Genomic DNA, 12,549 nt, shown 5'->3' with positions numbered 1-12,549 from the left:
CTGGTCAGAGATGTGTGGCAGCGGTGCCACACAAGTCTGACCAGGATGGTCAGCCACGCGTCTCAGAGGACCGAGCGCCAGCGACCCGGGCGTCCGTCCACGTCGAGCGTGGTCAGGCGCTGCGTCGGACGGGTCAGGGCGACGTAGAGCACCCGCTCCGCGCCGGGGCTCTCGGCGACGATGTCGTCGGGGCTGACCACCAGCACACCGTCGTACTCCAGGCCCTTGCTCTCCAGCGGGGTCACCACGACGGTGCGCTCCAGGTTGGCCACCAGCTGCGGCTGGTCCGAGGCCTGACGACGCACCTGCTCCATCAGCGACGGCGGAACGATGACGCCGATGGTGCCGTTGACCTGCTCGGCCAGCAGCGCCACCTGCTCGCTGATCGCCTCCATCAGTTGCTCGCGGCCGGTCACCTCCAGTGCCGGCTCGTGTCCGGTGGAACGCACTGCGTGCGGCAGGTCGGCGTCGGGGAAGACGGGCGTGATCACCTTGGCGGCCAGGTCGAAGACCTCCGCAGGGGAGCGGTAGTTGGTGTCCAACCGGTAGGTGCGCTGGGCGCCGCTGCCGATCAGCTCGCGCATCACCTTGTCGGTCTCGGCGGCCACCGGCCAGGAGGACTGGGCGGGGTCACCGACCAGGGTCCAGCTGGCCTGCGGTCCGCGACGGCGCAGCATTCGCCACTGCATCGGGGTGATGTCCTGGGCCTCGTCCACCAGCACGTGGGCGAAGGTGTTGTGCGGCTCGTCCTCGTCCAGGTCGCGGTCGTCGCGCAGCAGGTCGGCGGTGGTGACCAGCTCGGAGACATCCTCGCCGCCCTCGACGAACAGGCTGGTCTCCTCCTGCTCGTGGCGCGGGATCGGTCCGACGATCGCCACCAGCTCGTCGAGCAGGGCCACGTCGGCCACCGACCAGGACTGGTGGCGGTGGTCGTCGACGTCGTCGAGGTGGGCATAGGACTCGGCCAGCAGCTCGCACTCCTGCTCGCTGAGCAGGTCACCGGCGATCCGGTGCAGGGCGGCGGCATCGGCGCAGCGGCGCAGCACGCGGGGCGCGGAGAGCATCGGCCACCAGGCATTCATGGCCATCTGGAAGGAGGCCTGGCTGGTGACCAGGTCCTCGAACTGGTCACGGTCCAGCTCGTGTTCCGCGGCCACCTCCTGCGGGAAGCGGCTCCACAGCGAGTTCACCACGGCCTGTTCGGCCACCTCACGGGCGCGGTTGTTGCGGTGGTGCGCCAGCAGGTCGGTGCGCATCCGCCGCAGCTTGTCGGCAGTGAGGGTGAGCACCTCGCCCTTGACGCTGACCCGCACCCGCAGGGCCTCCTCGAACTCCACCAGCGGGGCGCTGACCAGGCGTTGCAGCACCGGCAGCATCCGCAGCGAGCCCTTGAGGGTGGCCGCGGCGGCGGCATCGACCCGCTCCACTCCCAGGCGCAGCACGTCGCTGGGCACCTGCCCGATCGACTTCAGCGTCACCGAGTCCTCTCCCAGGCTGGGCAGCACCCGCTCGATGTAGTTCATGAAGACGGGGGAGGGGCCCACCACCAGCACGCCGCCCTTCTCGAGGCGCTTGCGATTGGTGTAGAGCAGGTAGGCGGCGCGGTGCAGGGCAACCACGGTCTTGCCCGTACCCGGGCCACCGGCGATGATCGTCACACCTTGGTAGGGGGCGCGGATCGCCTCGTCCTGCTGGGCCTGGATGGTGGCGACGATGTCCTTCATCTGGTGCCCGCGGGCGCGGCTGAGGGCTGCCATCAGGGCCCCCTCGCCGATGATCGGCAGCTCGGTGGGAACCGAGTCGTCGAGCAGGTCGTCCTCGATGCCGATGACCACCTCGTTGCGGCAGCGCAGCACCCGACGGCGGATCACGTCCATCGGGGTGTTGGCGGTGGCGCGGTAGAAGGGCTCGGCGGCGGGGGCGCGCCAGTCGATCACCAGTGGCTCGTAGTCGTCGTCGCGCACCCCGATGCGTCCGATGTAGCGTGGCTCGTCGTCGACGGACAGGTCGAGCCGGCCGAAGACCAGTCCCTCGTGCTCGGCATCGAGCACCGCCAGCCGCTTGGCGGCTTGGAAGGCGAAGGCGTCGCGCTCGAACAGGGCGGTGCCGTCCTCCTCACGCATCCAGTTGCCGCGGTCGGTGACGAACTTGCTGCGCCCCTCCGCCTCCACCTGCTTGGCCGAGGCGGTGGCCACCTCGAGCTGGGCATTGACCCGGTTGACGTGGCGCTGTTCGACGGCGATCTCGCGTTCCAGCAGTGCCTGCTGGTCGAGATCTCCGGAGTGGGGTTGCGGTGCGTGCTCGCTCAAGTGGATTCCTCCGTTGAATGACTTGCCCACCAACTTTACGCCAGTGTGGGCCTGGTCGGGAGCAGGTGCCCGGCGCTGGCCTCCGGGAGTCTTCAGCGGATCCTCGGCCGGGCCTGGCGGGCCAGCTTTGGCGGGGTGCGGTTGGAGGGTCGCACGTCCTGTCCGGTGAGATGCTCGTGCACCTCGTAGCTGGCCAGGGCGGCGGTGAGCAGTTCGGCCCAGGGCTGGTGGCCGGCGTGGCTGGCCGCCGAGGCGCGCCACAGGGGAGGCCCGTCGCCGGCCGCTGCCTGCACCAGGGGGCGGGCGGCCCAGTCCTTGAAGTTGGTGGCCGACAGCCCCCAGCAGATGTCGGGGCGTGGCTCGTTGTGATTGTGGACGGTGACGGCGAGTCGGCCGTCGGGCAGCGGTCGGTACCAGCTCACCACGGGGGCGCCGGCGCTGTGGTCGACCAGTTCGACGATGCCGGGCGGGGCGGACGGGTTCTGGCGCTGGTGCTCGACGAGCCACCCAGGGGTCTCGTCGAGGAGCTGGTGGCGCACGGTGGGGGCCAGTGCGGGGCGGCCGATGCGTCGCCCCGCGAAGCCGGTGGGCTGTGCGGGCAGTGCCTCCACCCGGGCGTCGGCCTCCAGACGGGGGGCGGTGCTGATGCGCGACAGGTCGGGCAGCCCCGAGCCCAACAGGGGGGTTGGCGAGCCTGTGCGCTCCACCCCGCGCAGGTCGAGGCGCCGCCCGAGCAGGTCCACCATGGTCGAGGCCCGCAGCGGACGCGCCTGGGCATCGGCCACCTGCCAGCTGCCGAAGCGCCGGTGCACGGCGAGTGTCACCGCCAGCAGGGCCGGGTTACGGCCGGGGGCGGCCCCTGACAGGGCGCCCTGGCTGCGGACGATGCGGGCCAGGTGGGGTGCGCCGCTGCGCTCGGAGAGGTCGTCGAGGCTGGTCTGGGCCATCAGTGCGGCTCGCCGTTGCCGGTCCAGCCGCTCGGGACGGAAGGGTTCCTCCAGGCCCATCGGGCGCAGCGCCATCCACAGCTCGTCGAGCTCGTCGAGCAGGCCGGTCCAGCGCTGTGCGGCCGCGGCACCGAAGGCCTGCTCGACGGCGGCGTGCTGGGCGCCGCGCTCGCTGGGGAGTGCGAAGAGCCGTCCGTCGGCGAAGCGGTGCAGCTGGGGCGGAGCCTCGACCATCTGCAGCCCGCGACGCTCCAGCTCGGGGGGCAGGGGGCGGCCCGTCTTGGTGAACAGGTCGCGCCAGGTGGCCGGAAGTCGGAAGGTCTGGGGCAGCTGGTCCACCTCGACCCCCAGGTGCAGGCCGGCGGCCCAGTGGCCCGCGTCGGGCAGTCCGTCGGCGTCGAGCACCACGTGGTGGCCCAGGCGCGCCAGGCGTGCCGCGCAGGCCATCCCGGCCAGGCTCGCGCCCCGGACCAGGACGGTGGCGGGCTCGCGGGCGGTGTTCACCACTCCCATGACAACAGGTGGGATCCGGGGGCGGCATCCGGGATGACGCACTGGGCGCCGTGCGGGGTGTGCATGATGCCTTGGTCGATCATTCGGGGCAGGCCGGTCTTGGGGTCGATGTGGGTGCGCTGCACCTGCTCCGGGCGGCCGCTGGGGGAGCGGACCTCGATGGCGAGCAGGGGGGTGCGGCCCATCAGGGCCCGCCCCATCTCGGTGGGCGGCTGGGTGTCGTGGACCTCGGTGCGGTGCTCGGTGAGCACCATCTCACCGCGGTGCAGCGGCCGGGGCAGGGCCGGCTCGATGACGCTGAGCTGTTGGTTGGGCAGGGAACGGATGCTGCGCACCTCCAGCGCCGTCACCCCGACCACGCCGGGGCTTTCGCCGGGGGCGTGCTGGACGATGGTGGTCCATCCGTCGAGGCCCTCCACCTCGGCTCGGGAGACCATCCGGGTGGTGCAGTGGGAGACGGGGGAGGTGGCGTCGACCACCGACAGGTCGTGCACGTGCAGGCGCTGCCAGTGGGCCGCCTGCTGCCGGGTGATGCGCTCCAGCTCCTCGGGCAGGTCCGCCTTGGGCAGCAGGTCGCTGATCTGGTCCCACTCCTGGTTGGTCTCGAGGGGCTGAACCAGCCAGCCGGTCTCCACCTGCAGGATCTGTTCCAGGTTGCGCACCACGTCGAGGGAGCCTCCGCGGGTGGGGCGGGAGCGGCCGCTGGCCCAGTAGCTCAGGGTGGCCGTCGAGACCTTGAGGCCGACGGCCACAAGGCGGGCCTGGAGCCGGTGCAGTGAGAGCCCACGCTCGCTGATCGCCTGTCCGAGGCGTTGTGCGAAGACATCGGGGCCCGAGGAGAGGTCCTTGTGGGACGGGGCCGGGGATTGTGTCTCAGTCATTGCCCTCCATCGTCCCATAGCTGGATGGTCCGTGATGGACCTCGGTATGACACTTCAGTGGTCCCAGCCCAGTCCGTAGAGACCAGCCGGCACATTGCGGAGGGCCTTCTGGACGTGGTTGCCGTTGGGGAGTTCCTCGATGATGTCGTCCTCCTCCGGGGCTTCGATCGAGACGGCCTGGAAGAACCGCGCCGCGGTGGACTGTGCCCCTTCCAGGTGGGCGTCCATGACCAGAAAGCGCGCCTCGCTGGCCATGGCCCGGTGGTGCTCCCGGATGGGATGGCCAGCGCTGCTCCAGTGGATGGAGTACTCGAAGCCCACCAGGTCGCCCTGGGCCAGCCGTCGGGGGAGCAGAGCCTCGGCCACCACCTGTCGGCCGCCCTTCTGACGCGCCTGTTCGCCGATCCGGCACCCGATGCCCGCCTCCGGTATCGGACTGTGGTGGTCCTCGCCAATGTCCAGCACGATCGGGAAGCGGTTCCAGCCGTCCTCGTCGGCGCGCGCCAGCTGGCGGATGCGCTCGGTCATGTGCAGCCGGTCCTCGCTGACGAAGTAGGTGGCCTGGAGGGTCTGGTTGGTGGAATGGCGGTTCAGGTCCAGCCCCAGGGAGTCCAGGGCCTCCATCATGTCGGGGCCGCCGTCCACTGCGGCCTGGGGGTCCAACGGCTCATCTGGTCGCCCGGCAGCGAGCGGACCAAGTGCCCGGTGGGGACGCCGAGGATCCTTTCCAGGTGCTCGATGGCCTTGAGCGAGCGGGCACGGGTGGGCAGCGAGCGCCCGGTCTGCCAGTAGCTGAGGGTGGCGATCGAGGTCGGCGTGCCCAGCTGGGACAGCCGGGTGCTCAACCAGTCCAGCTCCCCGACGGCTTGGGAGAGCACCTCGGCGAAGGTGAATTCGGTCGACCGGAGGGTCATGGCATCTCCCAGCGCAGGTGGTGGGTGCCGGCCGCGGCATTGGCGAGGGCCAGCTGGAAGAAGTCGGTCCCCTCCATGGGCTGGCCGGGGGCTCGGTCGAGGTCGGGGTCCAGGGCGCCGAGGTGGTAGCGCAGGTAGTCGGCGTGGCGGGGCAGGGTGTCGGCGAAGAGCAGTTCGAGCACCAGGAATTCGAGCACCAGGAAGCTGACAGGCCGCAGCATTGCATGGGCGAAGGTGTGGACCGGGTCTCGGCCACGGACCAGGTCGTGGTGTGTTCCAACATGGCCATCTCGCCCAGCTGCAGGGGTTGCTCCAGCTCCAGTTCGATCAGGGTCAGCCCGAGATCGACGGAGGAGACTTGCTCGCCGATGCGGCAGCCGACGGGATCGGTCATCTCCGGCGGGGCCTGGTCCTCGTCGGCCTGCCGCACCAGGGGTATGCGGCGCAGCTGGTCCTCGTCGGCCTGGATGAGCTGGATGACGGTCTCGCGCTGCTCGTGCTGCTGGAGCGAGAAATGGGTCCGGTGGTGCACGGTCTGGGTGGTGAAGTCCTGCTGTGGGGGGAAGTCCAGTTCGGCCAGCAGGCGCGCCATGCGGTCGTCACCGTGCAGCTGGCCCAGGGCGGCGGCCAGGTGGCAGGCCGGCAGGCGCAGCAGCTGCTCCAGGACGGCCAGGGCCTTCAGCGACCCTACTCGGGTGGGGATCGAGCGGCCGGTCTGCCAGTAGCTCAGGGTGGCGATGGAGACGGGGGTGCCGGCCGCCTTCAGTTCCTGGTTCAACCGGTCCAGGGTGACGTGGCGACTGGAGACGGCTTCGGCCAGGACATCGGCGAAGGACTGGTTCCCATTCCTCTCGGCGCGGGTGATCCTTTGCTGTGGCAGGGATCCATCATCCCCCACGAATGCTCCGGAGGACATCACGGTGCCCGCGATGGTGGCGGTGCTGTTCTTTTGTCCGAGCCCATGTCTATAGTTGTCCTTGCTCGAACGGGTGTTCGATTGGCTGTCGTGGTTCCACTGCAGGGAGCCCGACCCTCTCGTACGGCCGCGGCCTGACGAGGCCCGGCCTCCTTCGAGCAAGGGATGCCCGGTGGGGTCGGCCTCGACCCCCGGCGCTGCCGGGCATCCCTGCCCGGGTCGGCACGTGTTCCCAGGACTCGTGATGGGGGGAGTCACCACGAGGAACCGGCCAGGGGAGGACCATGATGCGCAGGTGTGATGATGTCGTCGAGGTGCGGATGGGACGCATCACGCCCCCGCAGGGGGCCGTGCCGCAGGAGGCGGGCCAGGACCAGGAGGGTCCCAGCCTCTTCCTGTGGCGCAACCGGCTGTGGCGGGTGCTGTGCGTCCACCAGCGCTGGATCGAGGCGGGGGACTGGTGGCGCCCGGAAACCTGCGAGGGTGCCGACCCGCTGGGTGAGCGCGAGGTCTGGCGACTGGAGGCCGCCGACGGGCGGCTGGCCCGCCGCGGCGTCTACGAGCTGGTCCACCACGGTGGCGAGCAGTGGCGGATGCGGGCGGTGCTGGACTGATGGACCCCTTCGTGCACCTGCGCGTGGCCTCGGGCCATTCGCTGCAGTACGGGGCCAGTCATCCGGATGAACTGGTGGCCGCCGCTGCCGCCCAGGACATGGACACCCTGGCGCTGACCGACCGCGACGGACTCTACGGCGCGGTGCGCTTCGCCGACGCCTGCCAGCGTTCCGGGATCGCCCCCGTGGTGGGCGTCGACCTGGCCGTACCCCACCAACACCCTGCCCCGTCCGGACCCGCGGGGCGGCGCACCGCAGCCAAGGGTGGACAGCTGCGCGACCCCCGGCACCCGCGGGTGGTGACGATGGCCACCAGCCGCCAGGGCTGGGCCGAGATGTGCCGGCTGGTCACCCAGGCCCACCTGTCCGGGGAGCGCGGCAGGCCCGTCGCCAGCCGGGAGTTGCTGGCACGGCACGCCTCCTCGGGGCACCTGCTGGTGCTGCTGGGCGCCGACTCCCCCTATGGCGAGCACGTCCTGGCGGGTCGCCATGACCAGGCACGCGAGGAGTTGCGGCAGTGGCTGCAGGCGGTCGATCCCGGTCAGCTGGTGGTGGCCGCCACCCACCACCAGAGCGCCGAGGGGGCCAGCGGCAGCGCCCGGCATGCCGCCGCCATGGTCGCGATCGCCGACGAGCACCGGGTGGCTGCCGTGCTCACCAACCAGGTGCGGATGGCCCACCGCCACCAGGCCGCCACCGTCGACGTCCTGGACGCCGCCCGGCGCCGCGTGCCCCTCGACCGGCGCAATGTGGACCGCAGCAATGCCGAGGCCCACCTCAAGCCCGGCAAGCAGATGCTGGCCCTGGCCGAGCAGGTGGCGGTGCTGGCCGGCCGCGGCCGCCACGGCGCCGCCGAGCTGCTGGCCCAGACCCGCACCACCGCCCTGCGCTCCCGGCTCGACCCCCGGGCCGACATCGGGCTGGGCGAGCTGCACCTGCCCGAGTTCGAGCTGCTGGGCACCACCAGCGCCGGGGCGATGACGGAGCTGCGCGCCCGCTGCGAGGCAGGCATCGGCTCCCGCTACGTCCGGCCCACCGCCGAGCTCCAGGAGCGGCTCGGCCAGGAGCTGTCCGTGATCGGCCAGATGGGCTATGCCTCCTACTTCCTCACCGTCGCCGAGCTGGTGCGGATGGTGCGCGCGATGGGCATCCGGTGTGCCGCGCGCGGTTCGGGGGCCGGCAGCCTGGTCAACCACCTGCTCGGGATCTCGGGCGTGGACCCGATGGCCCACGGGCTGCTGATGGAGCGTTTCCTGTCCCCGCTGCGCCATAGCCTGCCCGACATCGACCTCGACGTGGAGAGTGCCCGGCGTACCGAGATCTACGAGAAGGTGCTGGAGGTCTTCGGGGGACGGCGGGTGGCCTGCGTCGCGATGATGGAGACCTACCGAGTGCGCCATGCCGTGCGCGATGTCGGCGCCGCCATGGGCCTGCCGCCGTCCGAGACCGACCAGATTGCCAAGGCCTTTCCCCACGTGCGCGCGCGTGATGCCCGCAAGGCCTTGGAGGAACTGCCCGAGCTGCGCCACCTGGGGCTCGGCGAGACCCGGTACCAGCGCTTCTTCGAGCTGGTGGAGTCCCTCGACGGCCTGCCGCGCCATGTGGCGCTGCACCCGTGCGGGATCGTGCTGAGTGATGCCACCCTGGCCGACCGCAGCCCGCTGGAGGCCAGCCACGGGGGCTTCCCGATGAGCCAGTTCGACAAGCAGGACGTCGAGGAGCTGGGCCTGCTCAAGCTCGACGTGCTGGGCATCAGGATGCAGTCGGCGATGGCCCATGCCGTCGACGAGTTGGAGCGCACCGGCCAGCCCCGCCCCGAGCTGGACGCCCTGGCGCCCTTCGACGACCCCGAGGTCTACGACATGATCGCCCACGCCCAGACACTGGGCTGTTTCCAGATCGAGTCGCCGGGCCAGCGCGAGCTGGTCGGCAAGTTCGGCCCCAGCAATTTCGGCGACATCATCATCGACATCTCGCTCTTCCGTCCCGGGCCGGTGAAGTCGAACATGGTGGTGCCCTTCCTCGAGGCGCGCCAGGGCTGGGCGCCAGCCCGCTATCCGCACCCCGACCTGGAGCCGGTGCTGGCCGAGACCGGTGGGGTGGTGGTCTTCCACGAGCAGGTGATCCGCATCATCGCGGTCTTCACCGGCTGCACCCTGGCCCAGGCCGACGAGGCCCGGCGTGCCCTGGGCAGCACCGCCGGTCAGCTCGACGTCAAGGACTGGTTCTTTCCCGCGGCGCTGGCGCGGGGCTACCAGCGATCGGTGGTCGACGAGCTCTGGCAGGTGCTGGAGGCCTTCGCCAGTTTTGGCTTCTGCAAGGCCCACGCCGCCGCCTTCGCGCTGCCCACCTACCAGTCGGCCTGGCTCAAGCGGCACCACCCTGCCCATTTCCTGGCCGGGGTGCTCACCCATGACCCGGGCATGTACCCCAAGCGGCTGGTGCTGGAGGAGGCCCGGCGCTGCGGCATCACCGTGCTGGGAGTCGACATCAACCACAGCCACAGCACACACCGCGCCGAGCACGTGCAGGTGGAGGCTGGTTTCGTGCCCCCTCCGGGTCTCCCCGACGGCTCGGGCTGGGCGATCCGGCTGGCCCTGGGCGAGGTTGCCGGCAGCAATGAGCTGGACATCGCGCGGATCGTCGCCGGCCAGCCCTATGCCAGCCTCACCGACTTCTGGCAGCGCGCCGCAGTCGACCACCAGCTGGTGCACAACCTGGTGCTGGCCGGGGCCTTCGACGAGCTCTACGGCATCGGTCGCGGTCCCAGCCTGCTGCGCCACGGGCACCTGACCCGGCGCGACCTGTTGCTGGCCCTGGCCGACCTGCGCCGCCAGCAGCGTGTCGACCAGCGCGCCGGCAGCCGGGCGCGCGGGCTGCAAGCCTCCCGTCCGGTGGTGCTGGGCGACGACCCGCGCGAGCTGGCCCGCCGCCAGGCCCGCAGCGAGGCGGTCCCCGGCCGTCGCGCGCAGGCGCTCCAGGGGGTGCAGCTGGCACTGGACTTCACCGAGCCACCTCCAGCGCAGGCGTCCTCCGAGCCCGCCTCGTCCGGGGCGGGCGACGGATGGCTCCCGCCGGCCGACGTGGTGGCCACCGGCCTGCCCGAGATGGACGAGTCCGAGCGGTTGGCCGCGGAGCTGGAGATCCTGGGCATGGACGTCAGCCAGCACGTCGTGGAGCCCTACCGGGAGCTGCTCGACGAACTGGGCACCACCCGCTCGGGTGAGCTGCTGGGGCGACGCCAGGCCTCGGAGCACCTGGTGGCGGGAGTGAAGGTGGCCACCCAGACGCCCCCGGTGCGCAGCGGACGACGGGTGGTCTTCCTCACCCTGGACGATGCCTCGGGTCCGGTGGATGCCACCTTCTTCGAGGACGCGCAGGGCCACTACGCCCCGACGGTCTTCACCAGCTGGCTGCTGGTGGTGCGCGGCGAGCTGCGACGCACCGGGCCGCGGGGGGTCTCCTTGCGGGCCACCGGGGCCTGGGACCTGATGGAACTGCACCGGATCTGGCGCGAGGCCCTCGACCGGGGCGCGGGGCGGGTCGAGGCGCTGGCCCTGGTGCGCCAGCTGGTCGACCACCGCCCCGAGCCGCTGCCCGATCCCGGTCCGCGCCGGATGCTGGTGCATCCCAGTGGTTTCGTCCAGTCGCCCTATGCCGACATCAGGCCGGCCGGGATCTCGGGCGCCCAGGCCCCGCGCAAGCTGTGGCACTCCTCGCCGGGAAGTGGTGGGCGATGACGCGCAAGGCCGGCGGGCGGCCGGACATCTCCCGCGTCATCCTGCACGTGGACATGGACGCCTTCTACGCCAGCGTCGAGATGGCGCGGCGCCCCGAGCTGGTGCGCCGGCCGATGTACGTGGGCGGCGAGCACCGCGGTGTGGTGCTGAGCGCCAACTACGAGGCCAGGCGCTACGGCATCGAGGGCGGGATGCCTTCCTCGCGGGCCCGGCGGCTGTGCCCACAGGCGGTGGCGGTGGCACCCGACTTCGACACCTACCAGCTGGTCTCGAAGGGGGTCTTCGCGATCCTGCGCACCATCACCGAGCAGGTGGAGCCGGCCAGCATCGACGAGGCCTTCCTCGACGTCACCGGTGCGATCCGTCGGCTGGGCTCCCCGGTCGCCATCGGGGAGCTGCTGCGCGCCCAGGTGGCCGACGAGCAGCGGGTGCCGTGCTCGGTGGGGATCGGCCCCACCAAGTTCGTCGCCAAGCTGGCCAGCAGGCAGGCCAAGCCCGACGGGCTGGTGTGCGTCCCGCCGGGACAGGTGGTCGACTTCCTGCACCCCTTGCCTGTGGAGGCCATGTGGGGGGTGGGGCCGTCGACGGCCGGCAAGCTGCACCAGCTGGGACTGCGCACCGTCGCCGACCTGGCCCACACCCCGCGCGGCACCCTGCAGCGCGCCTTCGGGGTGCAGTTGGGGGGGAGCCTCCACGAGCTGTCCTGGGGGCGGGATGCGCGTCGGGTGGTGCCGGAGCAGACCGAGCGGTCGATGGGGGCCCAGGAGACCTTCGCCCGTGACACCGACGATCCGCGCCTGGTGCGACTGGAGGTGCTGCGGCTGAGTGCCCGGGTGGCCTCCCGGATGCGCCGTGCCGGCCTGCTGGGTCGCCAGGTGCAGGTGGAGGTGAGGTTCAGTGACTTCACCACGATCAGCCGCTCGGTCACCCTGCAAGGGCCCAGCGATGTCACCGACGAGATCTTCGACGGGGCCTGGCGGGCCTTCTGCCGGCTGAACCTGCAGCGGGCCCGGATCCGACGGGTGGGGGTGCGGGTGGAGCAACTGGTGGAACAGGACCGGGCCTTCCAGCAGCTGCCGCTGGATGCCCCCGACCGGGGGATGAGGGAGGTGGAGCTGGTGGCCGACGAGGTGGTGAGCCGCTTCGGCCCGGCGGCGGTGCAGCGGGCCAGCCTGACCCGTCGCTGAGCCTGCCCGGGGGTCCTTGGCGAGCGGGGGAGACGAGCCTACACTGGGCCTCACCACGTGCCGCGTCGTCGCTGCACGACTGACCCCAGGAGGCTTGTGATGGCTCTGTCCGAGCACGAGCAGCAGTTGCTCGACCAGCTGGAGGCCTCCCTTGCGGCGGATGATCCGATGCTCGCACAGCGGTTGAGGGGCGGGCTGTCGGCGGTCCCCGCCCGCGGCGGCCGTGCAGCCCTGCGTCCGGGCCCCGGCGGCGAGGTCCACGCCCGTCGTGTTGGAGGATGCGTCGCCGGTCTGCTGGTGGGCCTGGCCGGGCTCTTCGGCGGAATGCAGGTGCACCCCGTGGTGGGCCTGCTGGGCTTCGCCGTGATGCTGGTCAGCCTGGTGGTGCTGTCCGACGACGTGCGTGCCGCGAGCCTCGAGCGCGATGAACTGCACGGGCCGGGGCCCAGCCATCCCGCCCATGAGGGGCTGGAGCGCGCTGCCGAGCGGTGGCGCCAGGAGGAGGGCCGCTGAGCCCCGCATCCCAGC

Annotated in this window: 11 protein-coding genes; 5 read left to right on the top strand and 6 right to left on the bottom strand. The window is 71.5% G+C overall.

From position 1 onward, the window contains the following. Positions 1–62 precede the first annotated feature (62 nt). The 6 genes from ACYVKA_RS07385 to ACYVKA_RS07360 all read right to left on the bottom strand — a co-directional run bounded on the left by ACYVKA_RS07385 (position 63) and on the right by ACYVKA_RS07360 (position 5,785). The gene (locus ACYVKA_RS07385) at positions 63–2,255 is read right to left on the bottom strand and encodes a HelD family protein (RefSeq protein ID WP_460704897.1); all 2,193 of its coding nucleotides are present in this window, start codon (positions 2,253–2,255) and stop codon (positions 63–65) included. Between the two features lie 146 nt (positions 2,256–2,401). After that, a complete protein-coding gene (locus tag ACYVKA_RS07380; RefSeq protein WP_460704233.1) occupies positions 2,402–3,760 on the bottom strand; it encodes a hypothetical protein in 1,359 nt (452 codons plus the stop codon). Further along, the gene (locus tag ACYVKA_RS07375) at positions 3,757–4,650 is read right to left on the bottom strand and encodes a hypothetical protein (RefSeq protein WP_460704231.1); all 894 of its coding nucleotides are present in this window, start codon (positions 4,648–4,650) and stop codon (positions 3,757–3,759) included. Before ACYVKA_RS07375 ends, ACYVKA_RS07380 begins: the two co-directional genes overlap by 4 nt. Before the next feature lie 54 nt (positions 4,651–4,704). Continuing rightward, positions 4,705–5,313 (bottom strand): hypothetical protein, encoded by a 609-nt coding sequence (locus ACYVKA_RS07370; RefSeq protein WP_460704229.1) that lies wholly within the window; start codon positions 5,311–5,313, stop codon positions 4,705–4,707. Then, positions 5,274–5,564, bottom strand: a complete 291-nt coding sequence (locus ACYVKA_RS07365) for a hypothetical protein (protein WP_460704227.1) — start codon at positions 5,562–5,564, stop codon at positions 5,274–5,276. The genes ACYVKA_RS07370 and ACYVKA_RS07365 overlap by 40 nt, the downstream gene beginning before the upstream one ends. Further along, positions 5,561–5,785 (bottom strand): hypothetical protein, encoded by a 225-nt coding sequence (locus ACYVKA_RS07360; RefSeq protein ID WP_460704225.1) that lies wholly within the window; start codon positions 5,783–5,785, stop codon positions 5,561–5,563. Before ACYVKA_RS07360 ends, ACYVKA_RS07365 begins: the two co-directional genes overlap by 4 nt. Before the next feature lie 137 nt (positions 5,786–5,922). On the opposite strand from ACYVKA_RS07360, the gene ACYVKA_RS07355 reads away from it, so the two are divergent. From ACYVKA_RS07355 to ACYVKA_RS07335, 5 genes are all read left to right on the top strand, one after another. Next, positions 5,923–6,618, top strand: a complete 696-nt coding sequence (locus tag ACYVKA_RS07355) for a hypothetical protein (RefSeq protein WP_460704223.1) — start codon at positions 5,923–5,925, stop codon at positions 6,616–6,618. A gap of 146 nt (positions 6,619–6,764) precedes the next feature. Further along, positions 6,765–7,094 (top strand): DUF6504 family protein, encoded by a 330-nt coding sequence (locus ACYVKA_RS07350; RefSeq protein WP_394275690.1) that lies wholly within the window; start codon positions 6,765–6,767, stop codon positions 7,092–7,094. Beyond that, a complete protein-coding gene (locus ACYVKA_RS07345; protein WP_460704222.1) occupies positions 7,094–10,834 on the top strand; it encodes a DNA polymerase III subunit alpha in 3,741 nt (1,246 codons plus the stop codon). The genes ACYVKA_RS07350 and ACYVKA_RS07345 overlap by 1 nt, the downstream gene beginning before the upstream one ends. Then, positions 10,831–12,021, top strand: coding sequence for a DNA polymerase IV (gene dinB / locus ACYVKA_RS07340; RefSeq protein WP_460704220.1), 1,191 nt, complete (start codon positions 10,831–10,833; stop codon positions 12,019–12,021). The genes ACYVKA_RS07345 and dinB overlap by 4 nt, the downstream gene beginning before the upstream one ends. A 99-nt stretch (positions 12,022–12,120) precedes the next feature. Continuing rightward, positions 12,121–12,534, top strand: a complete 414-nt coding sequence (locus ACYVKA_RS07335) for a DUF3040 domain-containing protein (protein ID WP_460704218.1) — start codon at positions 12,121–12,123, stop codon at positions 12,532–12,534. The last annotated feature ends 15 nt before the right edge of the window (positions 12,535–12,549 follow it).

The organism is Luteococcus sediminum (genome assembly GCF_054783495.1).
This window is presented reverse-complemented; position numbering and strand designations above follow the sequence as displayed.

What these genes read in the sequence shown, in the direction of transcription:
- ACYVKA_RS07375 (WP_460704231.1), bottom strand. Translation starts at nt 4,650, where the DNA reads ATGACTGAGACACAATCCCCGGCCCCGTCCCACAAGGACCTCTCCTCG.
- ACYVKA_RS07365 (WP_460704227.1), bottom strand. Translation starts at nt 5,564, where the DNA reads ATGACCCTCCGGTCGACCGAATTCACCTTCGCCGAGGTGCTCTCCCAA.
- ACYVKA_RS07360 (WP_460704225.1), bottom strand. Translation starts at nt 5,785, where the DNA reads ATGCTGCGGCCTGTCAGCTTCCTGGTGCTCGAATTCCTGGTGCTCGAA.
- ACYVKA_RS07350 (WP_394275690.1), top strand. Translation starts at nt 6,765, where the DNA reads ATGATGCGCAGGTGTGATGATGTCGTCGAGGTGCGGATGGGACGCATC.
- ACYVKA_RS07345 (WP_460704222.1), top strand. Translation starts at nt 7,094, where the DNA reads ATGGACCCCTTCGTGCACCTGCGCGTGGCCTCGGGCCATTCGCTGCAG.
- dinB (WP_460704220.1), top strand. Translation starts at nt 10,831, where the DNA reads ATGACGCGCAAGGCCGGCGGGCGGCCGGACATCTCCCGCGTCATCCTG.
- ACYVKA_RS07335 (WP_460704218.1), top strand. Translation starts at nt 12,121, where the DNA reads ATGGCTCTGTCCGAGCACGAGCAGCAGTTGCTCGACCAGCTGGAGGCC.